We start from the raw sequence: 21,862 nt of genomic DNA, 5'->3' as shown, positions 1-21,862 counted from the left end.
CTGAGGGCAAACCACATTGCCCCCTGGAGCCGTGCATCGACCATCAACCCTCGAATTTCATTCGATAAGTCATAATCGATGCACAGGCATACGAAAACAGACTCAGAAACGAGAGAAAATCCCGATGAGAGTTACCATGTCGCAATGGAATCGAATGGCATCCTTCCGTTGAAAGAAGGATCTTCGACCGAATCTTCAGGCGAATACGCCCTAAATCAATCGGCCCACCAGTAGCGGACAATGCAATACAAGGCCTGGACTCCATCCTTCCAGCCGATCTTTTTGCCCTGCTCGTAAGTGCGGCCCGAATAGCTGATCGACATCTCGTAAACACGCAAATTCCGTCGGGCTACTTTGGCAGTGATCTCAGGTTCGATACCAAAGCGATTCTGCTTGAGTGTGGGCCAGATCGAATCGAGAGCTTTCCTTGTGAAGACCTTGTAACAGGTTTCCATGTCGGTGAGATTAAGGTTCGTGAAACAGTTTGAAAGGGTGGTCAGTACGGTGTTCCCCAGGAAGTGCCAGTAATACAGCACTCGATGTTCCTGATCACCCAGAAACCGGCTGCCAAACACCACATCGGCTTTGCCCTCGATGATGGGTCGAATCAACCTCAGGTACTCTGAAGGATCGTACTCGAGGTCAGCATCCTGAATGATAATGATATGGCCAGTGGTCTTGGAAAAACCGGTTTTGACCGCTGCTCCTTTGCCCATATTCTTTTCGTGATAGGCAAAGACGAGTTTGTTGAATTCATCGGGCGGGCTTTGGGCCAGTTCGGCTTCAAGCTCCTTCAGTTGATCTCGAGTGCCGTCTTTACTGCAATCGTCGATTAAGACGATTTCCTTGCGGATGGGGACGGCTTTCACCCGGTCTAGAAGAACTTTGAAAGAATCTTTCTCGTTGTAAATCGGGATCACGACACTCAGCAGGATGTCATCGGCAACGGCGTAGATGCCCAGTTGTCGACAGACGATATCACCCAGTTGGCGACGAACTTCCTCGAACCACTCTGGGCTGTAAGGTCTTTTCTCGACTTCCACTTCCGTCAGATTCATCCCGGGTTCTTCCCTTCTGCACAGATCGCTGAACTTGCAAAATGACTGCAAAGCAATAGGCATGATCATGATCGGGAATGGTGCCGCTTGCCAGTGCGTAGTCCCCTTCCCTTAAAAAAGTCTCTGACAAAATCATCTGAGGCCAGCGAAACTGAACAGACTGTTTCACGGGATGAACATCACTTTGCTACCATGTTCCACCGTGCAAAACGTTGTTCGCTGAAGAGGGAACTTGAGTCTACTCCCCGGAGATCGAGTGAGTTATGGATGAAAAGACGATCCTGCTGATTGATGAAACCACCAACCGGCACGCTGCACCCGTTTGTCTGAATTCGACATCGGACGATGCAGGGCCCGCCTGGGGACAGCCCTGGTCAATCAGATTTGACACATTGAAAACGGGGGTTTCCGCTGGCGTCGATGTTCTGTCTGTGCAACTCGGGGATGTCTCATTTGAAATTCTCCCCACTCGGGGCATGGGATTGTGGAAAGGAACCGTTTCCGGATTTCCTCTCCAGTGGAATTCACCCGTTTCGAGACCTGTTCACCCCGCGTATGTGGCCCTGCAGGATCGTGGAGGTCTGGGTTGGCTGCATGGATTCAACGAGCTTTTGTGCCGTTGTGGTATGGGGTTCAACGGGCCTCCCGGCAACGATGCGGGCAAATCCATCACCCTGCATGGGCGTTTAGCGAATCTACCGGCTCATCATCTGCGCGTAGAGATCTCTGCATCTAAACAGCAGATTCAGGTGATTGGAGTGGTGGAAGAGCAGTCGATGTTTGGTGACTGTTTCCGGCTCGAAACGACGTACACATTACGCTCGAATCTGGCGGGCATAGAGATTTGTGATCGGATGACGAATCTTGGCGGCCATGAAGCACCGCTTTCCATGCTTTACCACCTGAATATCGGCGAGCCGTTTCTGCAGCAGGGCTCGCAGGTTCATATCCCTTTTCGCACATTAGCACCACGGGACGCACAGGCTGCGAAAGGAATTTCGACATGGCAGACCTACCTGCCTCCCACCCCCGGCTATGCCGAGGAAGCCTATTACTTTGAACCGATCGCTGATGAACAAGGTCATTCGCTCGCTGTGTTGGCTCCTCCAACAGGCAACGTGGGGCCATTGGCTCTGGCGGTCAAATTTGACAAGCAGAGTCTCCCGTGGCTGACGGTTTGGAAAAACACCTGTGACACAGCGACGGGGTATGTGACAGGAATTGAGCCGAGTGTGAACTTCCCGAACTTCCACAGTTTTGAGCGAGAGCAAGGCCGTTTGCCCCTGTTGGCTCCCGGAGCCAGCTATGAGACACGATTCGGGCTGGAAGTTTATACGCAGCAGAGAGATGTGGATGCTGCCCTGTCCCGGGTTCTCGAATTGCAAGCTCTCACTCCGGGCGTCATTCATCATTTTCCCAAACCCGGTTGGTCACCTTCGGCGGAAGTTTGAAAGCTGAAACCTTTGTCCGGCAGGGGCATCTTTGCCGGAATCAGGAGTGCTTTTTGGCCGAACTCTCGGTTTTGTAGGGAATTGCGTCGCCTCCAGACTTTTCAAAAAAGTCCGTTTGTGACTAAAATCCGGGTTCGCTCCATCGGGTCTGGATTTCGGGCAGTGTGCCCGGTCGCCCCGCACCTCCTCCATTTTTGAGAAGAGGATGCTTTGCTGAGGAGCTGGCAAGGTGTCCGCCGCCGACTTTCTATACAGCATAAGTCATTCCGGAATCGGAAGTTATGCCTGATTTTGAGTCGTGCAGTCAGGATTGAAAACGCATGGTTGACCGTCATCTGCTTCGCGAATATTCCATCAGCGACGACGAACTGGATCAGGCATTTGCCGCCTCGCTCGGCCTTGAAGATGCTGGCCTGGATCAAGAAGAAATTGATGCCCTCTACACGCCTCACGGCGAAACCTACGATGTCAATTCGATCATCGAAGGGACTGTGATCCGCATCGAAGGCGACGAAGTTCTCATCGATATCGGCTACAAGAGCGAAGGGATTGTTCCCCGCGACGAATGGTCGGATGAAGACGAACAGCCAATTCCCGGCATGCGCATTGCCGTGCTCCTCGAAGAAATCGAGGATGAATTCGGTCTGATTATGCTTTCCAAGAAGAAAGCCGATCGGATCCGTGAGTGGGAAAAGGTCATTCGCGAGCACAAAGAAGGCGACGTCGTCAAGGGCGAAGTCGTTCGCAAGATCAAGGGTGGTCTGCTCGTCAACATTGGCGTCAACGTCTTCCTGCCTGCTTCTCAGGTGGATATCCGTCGCCCACACGATCTTGACTCGTACAAAGGCCGCTCGATCGAGTGCCTCATTCTCAAGATCGATGAACAGCGCCGCAACATTGTGGTCTCTCGCCGCCGCCTGATTGAAGAGCAGCGCGAGAAGATGAAGAAGACCCTGCTGGCCGACCTCAAGGAAGGCGAAATCCGCAAGGGAACCGTCAAGAACATCGCCGACTTCGGTGCGTTCGTTGACCTCGGCGGTATCGATGGCTTGCTGCACATTACAGATATGAGCTGGGGCCGTATTGGTCACCCGAGCGAAATGGTCAAGATTGACGATGAAGTCGAAGTGATGATTCTGCACATCGACCGGGATCGCGAAAAGATCGCTCTCGGCCTGAAGCAGAAGGACAAGAGCCCCTGGGACGATGTCGAAACCAAGTACCCGGTTGGCACGAAAATCAAGGGCGATGTTGTCAACGTGATGAGCTACGGCGCATTCGTCAAGCTCGAAGACGGCATCGAAGGCCTCGTGCACATCAGCGAAATGTCGTGGACGAAGCGCGTCAATCACCCATCGGAACTGGTCAACCCTGGCGACGAAGTCGAAGTGGTTGTACTGAATATCAACAAGGACAAGCAGGAAATTTCGCTGGGGATGAAGCAGGCAATGCCCAATCCCTGGGATCAGGTTTCTGCCAAGTACCCACCAGGTACAATTGTCGAGGGAACTGTTCGCAACCTCACCAATTACGGTGCTTTCATCGAGCTCGAAGAGGGTGTCGACGGTCTGTTGCATGTCAGCGATATGTCCTGGACACGCAAGATTTCGCACGCCAACGAAATGCTCAAGAAGGGCGATCTGCTCAAGTGCCAGGTGATCTCGGTCGACGAAGAGCGGAAGCGAATTGCCCTGGGTCTGAAGCAGCTTGACGAAGATCCATGGGAAAACCGCATCCCCACGAAGTACCAGCCTGGTGAAGTTGTCACCGGCAAGGTGACGAAGATCACCAACTTTGGTGTCTTTGTGGAACTGGAATCAGAACTCGAAGGTCTCCTCCACGTTTCCGAGCTGGCCGATCAGAAGATCGAGAACCCGGAAACCTTCGTGAAGGTGGGCGACGAATTAGAAGTTCGTATTCTGCGAATCGACCCAGTCGATCGTAAGATCGGCCTGAGCCGAAAGACCAGTGGCGAATTGCCGACCGAAGAGAGCAAACCAGCCGAACAGGCAGCCGCAGCACCTAAGCCGCGCGCTGAGCTCAAGGGTGGCACCGAAGGGGCAGCCGGCCCACTCTTCAGTATGGGTGGCGATACAGGATCGACTGAAGGTTAATCAGCCACAAGGCGATTTTCCTCGATAACAGCAGTGTTGATCTCAAAGGCCGTCCGACAACTTACAGGTTGTCGGACGGCCTTTTTGTTTATGGAGTCGTGGTTGTTTCAATGCTGCGCAGTCAGCAGTTGTCATGCCCAATTATCTCGCAATCGATTAACGGCAGTGCTTGATGAGAGACAGAATCCAGAAGAATTTTCAGGTGCATATGATCAATGTAATCGGTGATTCATGATGTAGGTGTTTTCAATTATTCGTCATCCTAAGTTGTTTTCTACAATGAGTTGTGTGTGCATGATCAATCAAGTTTATAGACGATTTTGTCACAAGAAGCATGGCACAATATTCGCTGTGCTTGCTATTCATTGCTCCGAGCTTTTGTTTTTTGGAGTTCTTCTTACCTGTTTGAAAGAGAATTGTGATGCAACGGAAAAATGGATTTACGTTGATCGAGTTGCTGGTGGTGATTGCCATCATTGCGATTTTGATTGCCCTGCTTTTGCCTGCTGTTCAGCAGGCCCGCGAAGCGGCTCGCCGCACACAGTGCCGCAACAATTTGAAGCAGTTGGGATTGGCGATTCACAATTATCATGACGTGGCTGGAATGTTCCCGATTGCTGCCTTTATGCCTGAAGGATCAGGGGCCAATCTCAATAAGTCTTGCTCGTGGTTCGTGCGCGTCTTACCCATGATGGATCAGGCACCTGCATTCAATCGCATGGTTTTTTCAGGATCTGACTTTCACGGAACCTCCGGAGCCGATCGCAGTTGGGAAGTGAAGAACGGCCTGATGGTGCCAGGACTCAATTGTCCTTCCAGCACTCTGCCGACCAGTCGTACATCAGCGACAACGGCCAATACTCGTGCACTCCCGGGAGCTTCTGCGGTCAACTCCATCACCGTGCAGATCACAAACTACGTCGGCATCTGCGGTGCCTACAACACAGCCGGGGATGCCCGTACACAAGCCGCTTGGACAGGCTATGGCCAGATGGTTGGAAATGGGATCATTGTCCCATCGGTCGATCAGGCATTCTTCAGCAATCCCTTTCCAGGCTACAGCGTTCCTTACGGTGCGATGATTAATCCTGTGACCATTGCTAAGGTTGTCGATGGCACATCCAACACCGCAATGGTCTCAGAGCAGGGTAAAGCGATGCGTCAAACGGGCGGCACGACCCCTCTCGATTACCGTTCATCCAATCACCGTGGTGGCGCCTGGTCAGCAGGCAACGACCTCTTCTCTCGAATTGGCGGCTACACATCCCCCCGCTCTCCCGCTCTGATCAATTGGGATGTTCCGACCTCCAACATCGTGGGTGTCAATAATTTTGGACCTTCGGACAGCGGTGGATTGTTGCACTCGACGTTCAACTCGGAGCACACGGGCGGTGCCCACTTCCTGATGGCCGATGGTTCTGTGCGATTTATTTCCCAGAATGTCGGAACAGTCGTTGTGGATGGCATCTGTCGCCGCAACGACAGCTGGGTTTCAGGCGAGTTTTAATCAACGTTGAGATTGCCTCAATAGACGAGGGATTGATTGCAACGTGCAATCAATCCCTTCTCATTGCAGGGGTTGGTTTACCATCTCTGCCCGTCTCAGGTGGCTGGGCCTCCTGTTATCTTTGTATTACGGATCTTCACCACTGAGAGTTCACCTCCTCCCAGTCGGATCTCTGCCTCAAGGAGTTTTTTAAGAAGTGACTGCTCGAACATTCTGTTGCATTTCCCCGTTGTTTGTGTCCTTGGTTTTGATGGGCTGTTCAGGAGCATCAGATACGCCAGATCTGGGACAAGTCACAGGCGTGATTACCAAAGGGACGACACCGGTGACCAATGCCACGATTGTTTTCACTCCTGAGGGAGAGAAAAGTGGCGCCGCTGCCACTGGCCGCACCAACGATCAAGGGGAATACAGTTTGACTTACACAGGTGGCCTCAAAGGAGCGCCTGTCGGCATGAGTAAAGTCAAAATCGTCATTGAAGAGCTTTCGACCGATGAATCCAAGCCGGTGCCACCTCCGGTGATGTACCTCCCTGAAAAATCCGCCGCAGTGATCAGTGGGGAAAATGTCATCAATTTCGACCTGGCGGGGATCAAGCCCAAGGCGGAATGAGTTCAATCGGTTTCCAGATCATCCTGAATCGCAAAGGCTCGCTGCGACATGCTTGCAGCGGGCCTTTCCCTTTTTTGCAATTTCGTGCCGATCTTCATCTGTTGCCGGGCCATCTGGATGAGACATTGGTTGGTCACTCGAAGAAGTTCCAACCATGCAATCAAGCACTATGAGATAGGGCGGTAAGTCCATAAGCAGCTACTGAGTGCCAAGCATCACGGCAGGGAGAAACCAGATCAGCAGATCATTTTTCATCACATTTCTTGGAAGAGCCCTTCGGATGGCATAACCGTCCTGGGCCTTCCGTGTCAGTTTCCAGATCATCACAGACTCTGCTTATTGGCTGAGCTGGAGGAGACTGGAGGTGCTACTGCGCACATGACACCGTTTTTCAGTGATTTTCCGATTATGACGGTTACTGAAGATATTGATTCTTTTAAGCCTTGGTTGATCCCGGTGATTTCGACAATACGGCACGACGGATGCTCATTGGTTTGGACTTGTGAAATCAACTAGAGTCTCGAAGCCTGCGCGATTGTCCGTTGCAAAGATGTTGAAACGTTTCGACAACGCCACAGACGTGTCTGCGAATGCAGGAGGCTCACGATTGACACATTGTCAAGTCGCGCGATTACGAAATGTGCGAAGAATTTGACGGCGCGCCCGCACGTCCCTTACGCCCCGCACGACTAGCTCTCTTGCCTGGTTTCACTAACCGGAACAGCCATTTTTCGAGAGAAGACCGCGAATTCTCCCCCCCTCCTGTCGATATACATAGGCAGACAAAGCGTCGATCAGTGTTGGAAGCGAACAGGATGACAAAGCTGGCCCATGTCGAGGGTCGATCTGATGAACTCAGATCTGCGACATGAGGGGCCGCAAGCCGCCGGATGATTCGGGGCTGTGCCTGTTTGAATGCAGTGGGACTCAATTCCAGCGCTCTGCGACACCGAGTGGCAGCCTGAGAGCAGTCTGCCGACAACGTGCCATCCCCTGACACCCTCAGCGGCAGAGCCCTAAAAAATGTCAAAATCTTTGAGTCTTTCGTTTCTTGATGACGCTGGTGGCAGTATTGCCAGCGGCAGTTCAGCAGTTCAGACACCCCTCGAAACATATCTTCGGGAAATCAACGAGACTGCCCTGCTGACGGCTCGCGATGAGCGGGAGCTGGCTAATCGGATTGCCAATGGCGAGAAGGAGGCCCGTGACCGCATGGTTCGCGCCAATCTCCGCCTGGTTGTCAACATTGCCCGGGCTTACGTTGGTAAAGGTCTTCCCCTCCAGGATTTGATCGAAGAGGGAAATCTGGGCTTGCTTCGTGCGGTCGAAGGTTTCGACCCGGACATGAACACCCGGTTCAGCACCTATGCCAGCTACTGGATTAAACAGTCGATCAAACGTGCCTTGATCAACTGCGGCAAAACCATCCGCATTCCCGCGTATATGGTGGAACTCCTTTCCAAGTGGCGAAAAGCAACCGCCAAGCTGGAAGATCAGTTCAAGCGGCCGCCTACGCAGGAAGAAGTTGCCATCGAACTGGGGCTACCAAAAAAGAAGCTCTCCATCGTTAAAAAAGCGATTCACCTCTACAGTTCGACGCCTCAGACCGACGACGAAGAATCGGGCTGGATGATGTCGGATATGGTCGCTGATGAGCGGGTCAAAGGCCCGGATGATGAATTGCTCGATGTCGATAATCTCAAGCACGTTTATGCCATGCTCGAAACCATGGATGAGCGGGAAGCGAAAATCTTGAGATTGCGTTTTGGCCTGGATGATTCCGAGCCCAAAACACTGAAAGAGATCGGCGAGGAAATGGGACTCACTCGTGAACGAGTCCGCCAGATCGAATCGGAAGCTCTCAAGCGAATCGCCAAGCGAATTCTCGGTGAATAAGCCGCTTCGTCGTCGATTGCTTTCATATGAACAACTCGAAAACATGCCATGCGAGGAGAAGGGGCCGGTCTCGAAAGGGATCGGCCCCTTTTTGTATAAGTTCGCCATAAAATATGCAGTTTTTTGAATTTGTCGAGCTGGCAAACCTCATGTAAACCTGAAAGCCTGTCAGATTCGATAAAGGTGGCCGGCCTGAGTGAATTCTGAACGTTCTCCGAGCAGAAGTCATCACAGACGACAATCTCAAAAGTAAGCTTCTCCTGTTGAACTCAGGGCCCGGCTGATCTGTGGATGTCTGTCTACGGAACTTTCGGGCCCATGTCATTGGCAAGAACGAATAGCCACCTCTTTGGCCGGATCGATGGATCAGAAGTCGATCGACTGGACAAAAATGCAAGCCTGTTTCAGTTTCAGTTGGGCACACGTGGCCCCTGAAGCTTCGCCACTTCAGAAAATCCTGAAGGTTGCCGCCCTGTTCGCTACAGGCCCGGAAGGTGCAAGAAAACTGGTCGAATCACGTTGTGAACGCGGTGCCCAGATTGCTCGTGATCTGGGATTCTCCGAATCCACAGCCCTTGCGATTCGGTGTCTTGATGAGCACTGGAACGGACAAGGGCAACCAGACAGACCCAAAGGAGAAGAAATTCCTCTTCTGGCCCGGATCCTCGGAATTGCACAGACTATTGAGGTCTTCTACCAGTTGGGCGGCGTGCGAAAAGTTCACGAAATCGTGTCCGAGTGAAGTGGTACCTGGTTTGACCCCCAACTACCGCAGACTGTCGGCAAGCTTTGTCTCGACACTGCATTCTGGGGACTTGGTACACAAATTGGACCTGCCGTTGTCGCTGCCGGTAATGCAGTCGCAGTCCTCGAAACAGTTGATGGAACGGAAGGTCGGACTCAGTTCTTTACGACGGTCGGTGTCTTTCAGAGACTGTCCAACGGCATCAACTGGGGGGGCCGGACACGACTTCCTCTATCAGGAGTATTACGACAGTAATTTTCTCAGCCAGTGGCGTTTTCAAGCGGGCTATGAACTCAATGAATCCAACGAGATTGGAGTGTGGTCAACACTTCGAGGTATGACGGATGATGCAGTGATTGGTGCGACCACAGTTCAACTCCAAGCCATCAATCAGATCAACGTCTACTGGAATCATGTATGGCCGACAGCGGCTGAGACAGCGGTCTGGGTTGGCGTCTGTGAAAGTCATGGCCAGGAAGTCCTCGTGTTTCCACAGGATGACCGTACGAGTGCTATGCCGATTTTAGGGGCCAGAGTGATGTGCCCTCTCAGTGATTACTGGTCGCTCTATGGTGAGACGAATCTGATGATGCCGGCAGATTCCGGGACGGTCGATGCATTTCTGGGCTTCGCCTTCTATCCCGGCGGAAATGCGATGCGTCAGAAGTTGACTCGCTTTCGACCATTGCTCCCCATGGGAGGAAGCCCGACCTTCTCTGTTGATCTCGATCGGTAAATTTTTCTGTGAAGAATGGTCTTAAAACTGACTCCGTCACGAAATTCCAGAGACAGAGACTTTCCAACTCGGGTTACAGCACCTTAGCTTATGTCGAGTTCGATAGGATCGAACTCAGGCCAGTCCCAAGTTTGCATGCATCCAAATCTCTGCCAGTTTCGGGCCAATCAAGTACCGAAACCTCTGGGAATTCAACTCATCATGAAGCGACTCTTGAACTCAAACCGGTTGAGTCTGGGCACATTCTCGTTGCCGAAATCTTCTCATGTCTTAATCCTCTGCTCGATGATCTGCCTTGCCGCCAGTTGTTCACCCCAGACAAAGATCATCAACGTCGGGCCGCGTCCGGTGAAGACTCAAGTCATTACTTCAGTGGCAGATCTTCGTAGTCGCACATTTCCTGGCAAAGTCGAAGCCTCTCAACGGGTTGAACTTGCCTTTCAGGTTTCCGGATTACTGGTTGATCTTCCCGTTAAGGAAGGTCAGCGCGTCGCCAAAGGCGAACTCATCGGTCAATTACGTCAGGATGAATTCAAGGCACGAGTTGCCACTCTGCAGAGCCAGCTCGATCAGGCACGCGCAGGACTGGCAGCACTGATGCAGGGTGAACGGGCCGAAGAACGTCTCCGGCGTGAGGCCCAGGTGCGTGCTGCTCAGGCCCGCCTGTCGAAAACACGAACAGAGCACGAACGCAACACGCGTCTCGTCACCACCAATGTGGTCACTCGGGCTCAGTACGAAATGTCGGAAGCGGCTTACCGTGTCGCTCAGGAAGAGCTCAAGGCTGCCGAGCAACTTGTTGCGGCAGGAAGCATTGGTCGAGAAGAAGATATTCAATCACAAGAAGCCATGATTCGCGGGCTGGAAGCTCAACTGGTGGAGGCAAACCTCAATCTTCAGGACAGCACGCTCCGAGCTCCTTACGATGGTGTGATTGCTCAGAGATTTGTTGAACAGGGCCAGAATGTGAGGGCCAAAGAGCCAGTCGTCCGCTTTCAGGATGTTGATGAAGTCGAAATCCTGGTGGATGTTCCCGAGACAGTCATGGTGGCAGACATCACCCGGGCCGACATCGTCTCGCTCTCTGCCACGATCAGCGGTGCACCCGGCGTGGCCTTTCCTGTGAGGATTCGCGAGATCGGACAAGTGGCCGACCCGGTCACACAGACATTCACTGTTCGAGTAGGCATGCAGACACCGTCAGGACTGCAAGTTCTTCCGGGAATGACTGCCAACATTCTCGCCACCTACCGCCGAGCCGAAGTCTTAGGAAGCAGTCCTCTCCTCGTACCAGTGACAGCACTCAGTCAGTCAGAAGCAGGGAAGCAGATTGTCTGGCTCATCGATGAAGAGTTAAAAGCTCAATCACGAGAAGTCAAAGTGGGTTCAGCCACTGGCAGTGATATCGAAATCCTCGAAGGCCTGGCCCCGGGTGATCGAATTGCTGTCGCCGGTGTCAAGTTTCTCCGCCCAGGAATGCAGGTTCGTGATCTGGGAGACAGCCTCGCTTCGACTCCCTCGACCAGCGAAGGGAGCACACGATGAATATCGGTGAATTTTCCGTTCGCAATAATCGTGTGCTCTTCGTTTCGATGTTCTTCATCCTGCTCGGAGGCATCGTCGCTTATGAAAGACTGGGCAGGCTCGAAGACCCCGAATTCACCATCAAAGAAGCTTTGATCATCACCCCCTACCCCGGTGCCAGTGCCGAGGAAGTGGCGAAAGAAGTCACCAACCCCATCGAAGCTGCCTGCCAGCAAATGGGGCAACTGCTGCGTGTCGAATCCGAATCTGTCCGCGGTCGTTCAGTGGTCACGGCTGTCATTCAGGATCGTTACGACCGCTTTTCCATTCCCCAGGTCTGGGATGAACTCCGCCGCAAAATCAACGATGTTCAGAGCCAGCTTCCACCCTCTGTCCGCGGGCGAACACTCGTCGTCGATGACTTTGGGGATGTTTACGGCATCTTTCTGGCGGTTTCTGGTGAAGGTTTCACTCAACCAGAACTTCGCCGGTACTCGGAGTTTTTACGCCGGGAATTGCTCACTGTCCCGGGAGTGAAAAAAGTCGATCTTTTCAGTCCCCAGCAGGAAGTCGTCTTTCTGGAAATATCCCGACAACGACTTTCTCAACTGGGGATTAACGAGCAGCAGATCTACAGCCTGTTGCAATCGAAAAACATCGCAGCCGACGGTGGACGAATTCGTGTCGGTGAAGAGCACTTGGCCATCGATCCCGAAGGAGCGTTGAATTCGGCTGAAGAGATGCTCGATATCGTGATCAATTCCGACAGTTCTGGTCGCCAGCTTCGCCTGCGGGATGTTGCGGATATCCAAAGAGGTTACGAAGATCCTCCCCGAAGAATTCTGCGCTACGATGGTCAACCAGCTGTAGGGATTGGCATTTCCACAGTTCAAGGTGGAAACGTTGTGACGATGGGCTACGGAGTTCGCGATAAACTGAACTCACTCAAAAGTGATCAACCGCTGGGGATTGAAATAGGTGATATCAATTTCCAGCCCGAAGCCGTCACGATTGCCACGAATGATTTCATCTTTAATCTGGCCAAGGCTGTCACGATTGTCTTCGTTGTGCTGCTCTTCGCCATGGGTCGCAAGACAGGCCTGATTATTGGTGCGGTTCTATTCCTCACGATTATGGCGACATTCCTCGTCATGTATTTGGTCGGTGGATTGCTCATGGAGCGGATCTCGCTGGGAGCACTCATCATCGCACTCTGCATGCTGACAGATAATGCGATCATTGTGATTGAAGGGATTAAGGTCCGCATTGAAGGGGGAGACGACAAACTCCAGGCCGTGCGCGAAGTGGTTTCTCAGAATCAATGGCCGCTGTTCGGTGCCACCGCGATTGGTGTCATTGCTTTTGCCGCTATTGGACTCTCGGAAGACTCGACGGGTGAGTATTGCAATTCACTCTTCTGGGTGATTCTGATTTCACTCAGCCTGAGTTGGGTCTCCTCGATCACGATCACTCCTCTGTTAAGTTACTTATCGTTCTCACCTCTGGCAAAAACGAAACAGCCTAATGGCTCTGAAAAAGCAGCTGATCCTTATGGCGGAATCTTCTTTCAGACATACCGTAAACTCCTCGAGTTTTGCCTGCGGTTTCGCTGGGGTGTCGTGGCGGTCTCGATCCTCGGGTTTATCGGCTCCGTGTATGCCTTCAGATTCGTTGACCAGAGTTTCTTCCCTCCAGCCACACGACCACAGTTCATGGTGGACTGTTTTCTGCCTTCCGGGACGCACATTCTCGAATCTGAGGCATTTGCTGAGGAAATCGAGAATTACATTCAAAAACAACCTTCCGTGCAGCATGTGACATCGTTCGTTGGTGGCGGTGGATTGCGGTTTCTTCTGGTCTATAGTCCAGAGCGGGAAAATCGTGCTTTCGTTCAGTTTCTGGTCGATGTCGATGATGCCACACAGATCGCGGGATTGATCAACACGATTCAGAATCATCTCGACCAGAATTACCCCAATGCCAACACGATTGCGAAAAAGTTCCTGCTGGGCCCCGGGGCCGGTGGTCGAATTCAAGCACGGTTTGATGGCCCGGATGCCTCCAAGCTCCGCGAACTTTCGGATCAAGCGGTCAAAATTCTCCGAGAAGATCCGAATACTCTGTGCGTCAGGACGAACTGGCGTGAACGCGAACTCGTGCTTCGACCAGCGATTTTTGAACAGCAGGCGCGTCGAAATGGTATTACCCGCGTCGAGGTCGCCGAGGCGTTACAATCGGGATTTGAAGGTCGAGTCGTTGGCTTTTATCGGGAACCGGGGGGGAGTGGTCGCGGGATTTTCCCGCAGGAAACCCGGTTACTACCAATTATTGCACGTCCCCCACTCAATGAACGTAGCGATGTCAATGCCATCCAGAGCATGCAGATCTGGAGCCCGCTCGCGGGACGAATGATTCCACTTAGCCAGGTGGTTTCAGGAACGACTCTGGAATGGGAAGATCCGATCATTCATCGCAGGAACCGGCGTGAAACGGTAACGGTGCATGCGGATCCCCGAACAGGGTTGCCCAGTCAACTCTTTGAAAGAGTTCGTAAGCAGATCGAATCCATCCCTTTGCCACCGGGTTACACGATGACCTGGGGCGGTGAGTATGAAGACTCCAGCGATGCCCGTGCCGCTTTGGTGCAGCCATTGCCGATGGCGTTGGTCATCATGGTCTTCATCGTGGTCTGTCTCTTTAACTCTATTCGTCAGACTCTCCTGGTCTGGTTGATCGTTCCGCTGGCTCTCATTGGAGTGACGGCCGGGTTGTTGATCACAGGGCAGCCTTTTGGATTTATGGCCTTGCTCGGTGTGCTCAGTCTTGGTGGAGAGCAGATCAAGAACTCGATTGTGGTTCTCAGTCGAATTCAAACGGCCCGAGCTGAAGGAAAGTCTCAGTATGCAGCCATTCTTGATGCCGGGGTCAGTAAACTTCGACCTGTGCTGATGGTGGCCATCACAACTGTGCTCGGCATGATTCCACTGACAAAAGACCCGTTTTTTGCAGCGATGGCGGCCTGCATCATGTTTGGACTTTCTTTTGCCTGTGTCTTGACCATGCTCGTCATGCCAGCGATATACGCGATCCTATACAGGGTTCAAAAAGACGAAGAGCCCTCCTCGGTCGTAACTGATTGAGGCAGGTCTTCAATTCATATACCAAAGACTTCTCGCGAAACATCATTAATGGTTCGCAAAAGTGAGTTCTGCAGAAACCATCCGAGGATCAATTGAAACGCATCCGGATTATTCATAACACCGAATATCACTACAACGAACCAGTAACGCTCGGCCCGCATCGTGCCATGGTCAGGCCCCGCGAGGGTCATGACCTGCATATTATTTCTTCCAGGTTGGAAATCGAGCCGGCTGCAGAAGTTCGCTGGGTTCGCGATATCTACGGCAACAGCATAGCAATTATTAACTTTCTTGAACCTGCCAGTAAACTTCGTTTCTATAGCGAAGTCGAAGTTGATCTCTATGATGATTATGGCCTGAGTTGTTCGATTGATCCCATCGGACAGTCCTATCCATTTCAGTACAGTGCTGATGAGCAGGTCGAATTGTTCCCATTCCGGTTACCCAGCTATCCTGCTGACGGCGCGGTGATTCATGAATGGCTTTCTACACTGTATCAACCGGGACAACTCCTCAATACCGCCGATTTACTAACCACTCTGAATACACGCATTTATGAGTCGTTTCAGTATATGCATCGGGAAGAACCGGGCGTTCAGCTTCCGTGTGAAACGATTCGCTTAGGAACAGGTTCCTGTCGAGATTACGCTGTCCTGATGATGGAAGCCGCCCGGCACTGGGGGCTTGCGGCACGATTTGTGACGGGTTATGTCCAGATGGGCGCCGAGCAACATGGCTCAACACATGCCTGGACCGAAATCTATCTTCCGGGTGCGGGATGGCGTGGCTTTGATCCGACAAATAATAAGCTCGCTGGAGCTGAACATGTCTCGGTCGGTGTTTCTCGTGAGCAGGACAAAGCCTCGCCACTGGCCGGCTACTGGTCAGGCCCATCCAATGCCTTCAATCACATGGAAGTCAATGTTCAAGTCTTTGATGTCAACGAATTGCCAGCAGTTCCTGTTTCACAAGAACCTGTATCATCTACCGAATCTCGTTCGTCAACGTAGCCCGACAACACCACTTCTACACTAGTCGCTGAAGCTGCTCCGGCGACATCACGATCAGAAGCAATATCGCATTCTGGGGCGCCATCAGAGGCCCGCACTGGCCAGTAGCTAGAGACGTTATTGAAAGCATGGATTCAGTAATAATATTGTTCTATAGAAGTGTGTTCAGGTAAAAACAAAAGGCAGTGCTTCATGAGAAGACACTGCCTTTTGTCGTATGAGTTCAATAGAGAGGGAGTTCAAGCGGGAGATGACGACAAGGCCTATTTGTCCCAGCCAGCAGCCTCGCGGACATCGATCATTGTCTTGAGAATGGTGTTCCAGGTCTGCTGATTTTCCAGAGTGGCGTTCGGGAACATGCAGCCATCCCAACAGATATGCTCGATACCACGTTCTTTGGCTCCCTGCAGCCAATAGCCAGCACACTTCACAATATCCAGCTTGCCATTCGGATCATCTGCCGGGCAGTGGCGACCGGTCTTGTCATGGCTGCCAGTACCATGGACAGAACCATCGTTCTGAGCGACGTGGAAATCGATGGTCCATGGACGCAGTGCGTCAGTCATGATTTTGTAGGCAGCCCAGAACTCTTCATCTGAGTAACCAGGCTTCAGCAGGGCATGCTCTTCCGCGTTGTAGCCGAGCAGGTAGAGGTAGGTATGTGCCAGATCGGCCTGGAAACCGACGGTCTTCGGACGATCAACAGCTTCCAGCAGATCAACCATATCTTTCCAGGAGTGCATCCCCGCCCAGCAGATCTCGCCTTCGGCTGCCAGGCGCTCGTTGTAGCTGGCCGCCACACTGGCCGCTTCCTGAAACGTCTTGGCGATCTTGGCGGTGTTCCCTTTGGGGTCATCATGCCATGTTGAAGTGCCAGTCGCAGAATCGATGCGGATGACGCCATATTCGCGCACGCCGTGCTCACGCAGAATCTTGCCAATGCGGCAAGCCTTTTCGACAGCCAGCACGAACTTCTTACGAGCGGCTTCATCACCCATGGCCGAATCGCCGACCGTTCCCGGCCAGACCGGTGCCACCAGGGAACCCACCTTGAGACCGTGGGCAGCTATGAGATCCGCCATGTTGCGAATGGCCGTTTCACTTGCATCAGGATCAGTGTGTGGGTGAAACAGGAACAGATCAACGCCATCGTAAGTCACACCATTAACATGTGCCTTCCCCGTCATTTCGAGCATTTTTTCGAGGCTGATGGGTGGATGGTCTGTTCCTGGTTCTTTACCAACGAGGCCGGGCCACATGGCGTTATGAAGCTTGGGCAGCGAGTGCGTCATGGAAGAATTTCCTCAGGAAATGGCAAGGATATTGAAAGGGAATTTTCAGACAGGTCGTTTGACATACTTGCTGAAAAACTGGGAAACAGGCAGTGAAAATCCGGGCAAATCGGGAGCCGCATTAAGGACATCGTCTTCGGCATAGAAAGCTGGTTTTGAGTCTGGGCGATAGACCGTTACGGTTCGCCACATCGGATCGAGGATCCAGACCTGATGAACACCAGCGGCAAGATAAGCAGCGATTTTTTCATCGACATACTCATTTTTATCGCTCGGCGAAAGAATCTCAGCGGCGACAACAGGTGGGCCTTCGTAAAGTGGCGGGTCGTTGGATGGTGACGCATATTGTTCACCAATCCACACACCTGCATCAACACCAACAATTGTATCATTCTCCATCGTCAGACGGCATCTCGCTTCGCCACTGCCAATCTCAACAGGTTTTTGATGGAAAGACTGGCTCCATCTCACAAGTTCATAGACGAGAAGCGACATCACGAATGCATGCAATCTTCCTCGTGTCGTCATCGATGGCCTCTCCACCAATTTGCCATCGATCAGTTCTAACGTCACACCCTCGGGAGCTTCCGCTTCACTCCGCAGAAATTCATCCAGTGTGACAGGAGGCATCGGAGCAATCGACATGGCGAATCTCCAGGAAAAATTCGTTGCCAGATCACAGGCGACTTCTTCATCTCGATTGATGAAATCAAAGACCATCACCGCAGAAGTATATCAAAAAATGCGGGGGATTGTTGTCAATCCCCCGCCCAAGAGCATCACTTGCTTCGTGATAGTCGTTACTTCTTCCAGGCACCGATCTCTGGAGCTTCGGGCTGAGCTTCCGGGCCAAAATAACGCAGACCGACCAGTGGATCCGTCCCTGTATTCTCGAAGGTTACACCTTCTTTAGCAGCCTTGGCGGTGACAAAGACTTCGTCCATCGTCATTTGACCAAAACGAATCATCGATGGTGTCTGCAGCTTCAGGCCATTGACTGACCCTTCGCCCTGCACCGTGATCCAGCCGTAGGCGCCGCCGTCCTTGATAGTGACTTTGGTGCCGGGTTGAATGGTCAGTTCCTTGGCGGTGAAATCCTGGGCTCCCTTGATGCGACCATAAACGATCCAGCGATCAATAAAGCCTTCTTTGTCACTCCCCGAAGCCACGATGGGTTCCAGATAGTGGCTATCCTTGAAGTTCGGATTGACGTTCCCTTCCCAGTCGAGCGCGTCGACAAGATACTGATTATCGCCATGCTTCTCTTCCGGGAAGTCCTTCGTCAGCAGTGAACGTGGCACTGCCCGGCCTTCCACCATGGACTGGTACATCCCGAAGACATCGCTGCCCCACTGTGGTTCGTAAGTCAGCAGTGAGCCCGGAGCATGCAGAATGCATGGCGGAATCAACCAGCCTGTGCCAACCTTCAACCGGTAAGCCTTCGACAGATCGAGGATGCCGTTATCGCCGTCATTCCAGCGATCGAGGCAGGCCACCACTTGCTCTTTGGTCGTCCCGGGTTCAAAACCCATGAACGTATAGGGGAAATTATTCCCCACATTGTTGAGCTGCGGCGGGAAGTAATAACTTTCGGGCTTCCCTTCCTGACCGACCAGCTTGGCCTGCTCGGCGTTCTGGTGCATGTGGTGAGGAATAGGCCCCATGTTGTCGAAGAACTTCGAGTAGACCGGCCATTTCTTATACTTCGACCAGATGTGCTCGCCCACGATCTCCGCGCCGAGTTCTTCGACTGCATCCCGCAGCAGGAATTTTTCCCCGCCAGCCACGCAGTAGCTCAGGCCTTCATCGTGAGCACGTCCTTCATTGGCAGCTTCTGTCGTCGAGCCAAACCAGCGCTCATCAATCCCGCCGCGATGTGTTCCCAGGGCGTAATAGTCTGCTGGATGCAGTTTCAGCCGACGGCCTGGCTGCAGGAACGAGCGCGGAACCCACGTCGGGGACAATCGGAATACACCACGACCTTCGGTCAACGCGGCACTGGCCAACGTCTTTACACTTGCCACTGGAATTCTCCCGTTTCACGACTTTTGCCAGACTCAATGCTGTTCGATCAGAATCACGTTCATTGACCCATTGAAGATCAACGCATGTGAATTCGTCGCATTGTGGCTGGAAGCAGGTCGTTTTGCAAAGGGGGAGACCACCTTCTTCGCAAAACATCGATTACAATTCTGGTTGCCTCCACGAACGAATTCTCAACACTCCAGTCCCCGTAGTCGATTCACAATGACCGATCTGCTGCAACTCAACGATGCCACTCACATCAAAAGGAACTTCTGGAGGATTGCCGAAGGTGTGACTTACCTCAATCACGGTTCTTTTGGCCCGACTCCTCTTCCCGTCCAGGAGGCCCGGCAGCAATGGTCGCAACGCCTTGCCGCCAATCCTATGAATGGCTTCGTCCGCGAACTGGATCATGAAGTCGAGCAGGCGAAAGCCGCTCTCGCCAGTTTCCTGAAATGCTCTCCCAATGACCTGCTGTTTATCGAAAACGCTACCACCGCCATGAACGTTGTCGCCGCCTCGTTCGAACTGAGGCCCGGCGACGAAGTCCTGTTCAACGACCACGAATATGGAGCCGTCCGCCGCATCTGGGAACGAGCCTGTACAGTCGCCGGTGCCAAACTCGTGACGTCTAACCTGAGGCCATTTCACGATCCCTCAGATGTTATCGAGCCCCTGCTCCACGCCGTCACACCGCGCACTCGGCTCGTTATTCTCAGTCATGTGACATCCGCAACCGCGACCGTTTTCCCCGTTCGCGAGCTGATGGCCGAATTCAAGCAGCGGGAGATTCCCGTCGTCATTGATGGCCCGCATGCCATTGCCATGCAGGACTTTTCACTGGGAGAACTAGGAGCGGCCTTTTATTGTGCAAGCCTGCACAAGTGGCTCTGTGCTCCCTTAGGAACTGGCTTCCTTTACGTCGCACCGGAATGGCAAGCGAAGGTCCGTGCTCCCATGCTGAGTTGGGGCCGCCCTGTCGCAGGACGTGCCGCAGCCTGGCAGGATGAACTTCGCTGGCAAGGCACTCGCGACCCAGACCACTACCTCGCGGTGCCGACAGCGATCCAGTTCATGGAATCGTTTGGCCTCGATCACTTCCGCAAGCGGGGTTTCGCCCTTGCCTGCGAGGCCCGAGCCATGCTGGAAGACCTCTTCGGCACCAAAGCGATCGCTCCAGCGGACATGGCGTGGTGTGGCACGATGGTCGCGGTCCCCTTGCCTCCCAGCGAGTTGCCACTCCCGAAGGCCGACTCCGACCCGCTTCAGGTTGGCCTCTGGGAAACAGCCCGTATCGAGGCCCCCGTCATGTTCTGGAACAACACCCGCCACCTTCGCATCTCCTGCCACCTCTACAACGACCGCCAGGATCTCCGCTTGTTGGAAGAAACCCTCAAAAAACTCCGCGGCCGCTGCTGGTAGCAGTTAACATGGGTCTGAATCGAATGGACTCATACGCATCCATGAAATTTAAACTTTCAGTGTGAAATGCAGGCAACTCTGTGCCATGCTTGCAGCTCTGGACTGTCTTTGACGCACAATTTGGTTCACCCTGCAAAGCCACCTCGGTCGAAATCAGGATTTCAACCGGGGCCACCCTGTGAACTTGAAAGGGAACCGAACTCGAACGCACCTTTCATGAAAGACGTATAGCATAGGAGAGGGGATTCCTTCAGAAACTTAAAAGTGCACTGGAGAAGATACACAATGATAGAAGATGAAGTATTAGAAATCGTCAACAGCGGAGCCGATGGAGTCGATGGATTGACACGTTTGGTGGATCAGTTTCGTGAAAGCAGGGATGTAGAAGAGTTGCTGCGGCTGTTGCTGTCTGATAATGATGATCTCGTCAATATTGGAACATTAATTACGAGCGAAATATCGGCAGAGAGATACAACACTGTTGCATTCATTCGGCGTCTTAGAGAGTTGTCGCATCACGCACTTCCTAGCGTCCAAACTTATGCATTTCGTTCGCTCTTTCCATTTGACAATCCAACGAAGCAAGAGTCACCCATCGGGTAAGACAAAGGGGGCTGGACTCAATGATTCTCGTCATTCTTTTAGGACCAATTAATGAAACCTTGTTTTCCGATGCGATTGCCGAGTCCCGTGAAGCATTTCTAAACTCGTGCTGAATTCGCAGGGTGGCCCCGGTTGAAATTCTGATTTCTACCGGGGTGGTGAAACGACCAGAGGATGAGCAGCCTGCCTGAGTCAGCCGAACATGAAACCTTTTAAGGTGCCCACGAGAGTTTTGGAAACAATGCATCTTTTGCCTATGGCACACAGGTGACTTGCAGACGAGCGACATGTGTGCCATAGGCAAAGGTGCTATTCCATCATGAAGTAAATTCGTGGCAAACAATTGCAATGTGTAACTAGTGAGAACTTAAAATGATTGTCCACATGACAACCGGGGCTATCACTTTCGAAGAAGGTGGGCGGCAAGCCAAAATTTCTGTAGAAGCATTAATGCGTGTTAATGGCAATCAGACAGATTTCGATATATTTGAATCTTCGTTAACAGGATGGCTTCCACCTCATGAGAGTGATGTCTTTACTAAAGCAGACCATGATCGAATTGTAAGATCTATTTGTGATGAATTGACCGCACGCGGAATTACCTACACGATTGAATGATTGCTTGGAGAATACCCAAGGTAAACTCTAATGTCTTCCAAGGTGCTTATGCCGCAGGTGGCCCCGATTGAGATTATGATTTCTACTTGGGTGGCTTCGCCACAGGAG

General features: G+C 52.4%; 17 protein-coding genes. 13 read left to right on the top strand and 4 right to left on the bottom strand.

Features of this window, described 5'->3' with window-relative positions:
* Positions 1-215 precede the first annotated feature (215 nt).
* The gene (locus PLIM_RS08420) at positions 216-1,058 is read right to left on the bottom strand and encodes a glycosyltransferase family 2 protein (protein ID WP_013109885.1); all 843 of its coding nucleotides are present in this window, start codon (positions 1,056-1,058) and stop codon (positions 216-218) included.
* 263 nt (positions 1,059-1,321) lie between these two features.
* Here PLIM_RS08420 and PLIM_RS08415 point away from each other — a divergent pair, with 263 nt between their 5' ends.
* The 10 genes from PLIM_RS08415 (at position 1,322) to PLIM_RS08370 (ending at position 15,794) form a co-directional block, all read left to right on the top strand.
* A complete protein-coding gene (locus tag PLIM_RS08415) occupies positions 1,322-2,509 on the top strand; it encodes an aldose 1-epimerase family protein (protein ID WP_013109884.1) in 1,188 nt (395 codons plus the stop codon).
* A 320-nt stretch (positions 2,510-2,829) separates the two neighbouring features.
* Positions 2,830-4,623: a 30S ribosomal protein S1 gene (locus PLIM_RS08410; RefSeq protein WP_013109883.1), complete on the top strand. Its 1,794-nt coding sequence runs from the start codon at positions 2,830-2,832 to the stop codon at positions 4,621-4,623.
* Positions 4,624-5,044: 421 nt separating this feature from the next.
* The gene (locus PLIM_RS08405) at positions 5,045-6,130 is read left to right on the top strand and encodes a DUF1559 domain-containing protein (RefSeq protein WP_013109882.1); all 1,086 of its coding nucleotides are present in this window, start codon (positions 5,045-5,047) and stop codon (positions 6,128-6,130) included.
* A 196-nt stretch (positions 6,131-6,326) separates the two neighbouring features.
* Positions 6,327-6,743 carry a carboxypeptidase regulatory-like domain-containing protein gene (locus PLIM_RS22705; protein WP_148227040.1) on the top strand — a complete coding sequence of 139 codons (417 nt, stop codon included), beginning with the start codon at positions 6,327-6,329 and terminating at the stop codon, positions 6,741-6,743.
* A 1,023-nt stretch (positions 6,744-7,766) separates the two neighbouring features.
* Positions 7,767-8,639: a sigma-70 family RNA polymerase sigma factor gene (locus tag PLIM_RS08395; RefSeq protein WP_013109879.1), complete on the top strand. Its 873-nt coding sequence runs from the start codon at positions 7,767-7,769 to the stop codon at positions 8,637-8,639.
* Positions 8,640-8,988: 349 nt separating this feature from the next.
* The gene (locus PLIM_RS08390; RefSeq protein WP_196349551.1) at positions 8,989-9,381 is read left to right on the top strand and encodes an HD domain-containing phosphohydrolase; all 393 of its coding nucleotides are present in this window, start codon (positions 8,989-8,991) and stop codon (positions 9,379-9,381) included.
* Between the two features lie 178 nt (positions 9,382-9,559).
* Entirely contained in the window at positions 9,560-10,120 is a 561-nt protein-coding gene (locus PLIM_RS08385; RefSeq protein ID WP_148227039.1) for a DUF6666 family protein, read from the top strand.
* A gap of 201 nt (positions 10,121-10,321) precedes the next feature.
* Positions 10,322-11,665 (top strand): efflux RND transporter periplasmic adaptor subunit, encoded by a 1,344-nt coding sequence (locus PLIM_RS08380; protein WP_148227038.1) that lies wholly within the window; start codon positions 10,322-10,324, stop codon positions 11,663-11,665.
* A complete protein-coding gene (locus PLIM_RS08375; protein WP_013109876.1) occupies positions 11,662-14,784 on the top strand; it encodes an efflux RND transporter permease subunit in 3,123 nt (1,040 codons plus the stop codon). The genes PLIM_RS08380 and PLIM_RS08375 overlap by 4 nt, the downstream gene beginning before the upstream one ends.
* Positions 14,785-14,876: 92 nt before the next feature.
* Complete coding sequence (locus PLIM_RS08370) at positions 14,877-15,794, top strand: transglutaminase family protein (RefSeq protein WP_013109875.1); 918 nt, start codon at positions 14,877-14,879, stop codon at positions 15,792-15,794.
* Between the two features lie 263 nt (positions 15,795-16,057).
* Here the strand turns inward: PLIM_RS08370 and PLIM_RS08365 are convergent, their stop codons facing one another.
* The 3 genes from PLIM_RS08365 to PLIM_RS08355 all read right to left on the bottom strand — a co-directional run bounded on the left by PLIM_RS08365 (position 16,058) and on the right by PLIM_RS08355 (position 19,110).
* Complete coding sequence (locus PLIM_RS08365; RefSeq protein WP_013109874.1) at positions 16,058-17,086, bottom strand: sugar phosphate isomerase/epimerase family protein; 1,029 nt, start codon at positions 17,084-17,086, stop codon at positions 16,058-16,060.
* Positions 17,087-17,131: 45 nt separating this feature from the next.
* Positions 17,132-17,731, bottom strand: coding sequence for a Uma2 family endonuclease (locus PLIM_RS22695; RefSeq protein ID WP_013109873.1), 600 nt, complete (start codon positions 17,729-17,731; stop codon positions 17,132-17,134).
* Positions 17,732-17,886: 155 nt separating this feature from the next.
* The gene (locus PLIM_RS08355) at positions 17,887-19,110 is read right to left on the bottom strand and encodes a class I mannose-6-phosphate isomerase (RefSeq protein ID WP_013109872.1); all 1,224 of its coding nucleotides are present in this window, start codon (positions 19,108-19,110) and stop codon (positions 17,887-17,889) included.
* Positions 19,111-19,333: 223 nt separating this feature from the next.
* Between PLIM_RS08355 and PLIM_RS08350 the strand changes: the two genes are divergently transcribed.
* From PLIM_RS08350 to PLIM_RS08340, 3 genes are all read left to right on the top strand, one after another.
* A complete protein-coding gene (locus PLIM_RS08350) occupies positions 19,334-20,533 on the top strand; it encodes an aminotransferase class V-fold PLP-dependent enzyme (RefSeq protein WP_013109871.1) in 1,200 nt (399 codons plus the stop codon).
* A gap of 285 nt (positions 20,534-20,818) precedes the next feature.
* Complete coding sequence (locus PLIM_RS08345; RefSeq protein ID WP_013109870.1) at positions 20,819-21,136, top strand: hypothetical protein; 318 nt, start codon at positions 20,819-20,821, stop codon at positions 21,134-21,136.
* A gap of 384 nt (positions 21,137-21,520) precedes the next feature.
* Positions 21,521-21,754 carry an Imm74 family immunity protein gene (locus tag PLIM_RS08340; protein WP_196349550.1) on the top strand — a complete coding sequence of 78 codons (234 nt, stop codon included), beginning with the start codon at positions 21,521-21,523 and terminating at the stop codon, positions 21,752-21,754.
* Positions 21,755-21,862 lie beyond the last annotated feature (108 nt).

Origin of the sequence: Planctopirus limnophila DSM 3776, assembly GCF_000092105.1 — a bacterium.
In the GTDB taxonomy this organism is placed as follows: Bacteria; Planctomycetota; Planctomycetia; order Planctomycetales; family Planctomycetaceae; genus Planctopirus; species Planctopirus limnophila.
Note: the sequence above shows the minus strand (reverse complement) of the source record. Positions and strands in the feature narration are given on the sequence as shown.

Excerpts from the sequence above, each read along its gene's own strand:
- PLIM_RS08420 (WP_013109885.1), bottom strand. The coding sequence starts at position 1,058 with ATGAATCTGACGGAAGTGGAAGTCGAGAAAAGACCTTACAGCCCAGAG.
- PLIM_RS08415 (WP_013109884.1), top strand. The coding sequence starts at position 1,322 with ATGGATGAAAAGACGATCCTGCTGATTGATGAAACCACCAACCGGCAC.
- PLIM_RS08410 (WP_013109883.1), top strand. The coding sequence starts at position 2,830 with ATGGTTGACCGTCATCTGCTTCGCGAATATTCCATCAGCGACGACGAA.
- PLIM_RS08405 (WP_013109882.1), top strand. The coding sequence starts at position 5,045 with ATGCAACGGAAAAATGGATTTACGTTGATCGAGTTGCTGGTGGTGATT.
- PLIM_RS08395 (WP_013109879.1), top strand. The coding sequence starts at position 7,767 with ATGTCAAAATCTTTGAGTCTTTCGTTTCTTGATGACGCTGGTGGCAGT.
- PLIM_RS08380 (WP_148227038.1), top strand. The coding sequence starts at position 10,322 with ATGAAGCGACTCTTGAACTCAAACCGGTTGAGTCTGGGCACATTCTCG.
- PLIM_RS08375 (WP_013109876.1), top strand. The coding sequence starts at position 11,662 with ATGAATATCGGTGAATTTTCCGTTCGCAATAATCGTGTGCTCTTCGTT.
- PLIM_RS08365 (WP_013109874.1), bottom strand. The coding sequence starts at position 17,086 with ATGACGCACTCGCTGCCCAAGCTTCATAACGCCATGTGGCCCGGCCTC.
- PLIM_RS22695 (WP_013109873.1), bottom strand. The coding sequence starts at position 17,731 with ATGTCGATTGCTCCGATGCCTCCTGTCACACTGGATGAATTTCTGCGG.
- PLIM_RS08350 (WP_013109871.1), top strand. The coding sequence starts at position 19,334 with ATGACCGATCTGCTGCAACTCAACGATGCCACTCACATCAAAAGGAAC.
- PLIM_RS08345 (WP_013109870.1), top strand. The coding sequence starts at position 20,819 with ATGATAGAAGATGAAGTATTAGAAATCGTCAACAGCGGAGCCGATGGA.
- PLIM_RS08340 (WP_196349550.1), top strand. The coding sequence starts at position 21,521 with ATGACAACCGGGGCTATCACTTTCGAAGAAGGTGGGCGGCAAGCCAAA.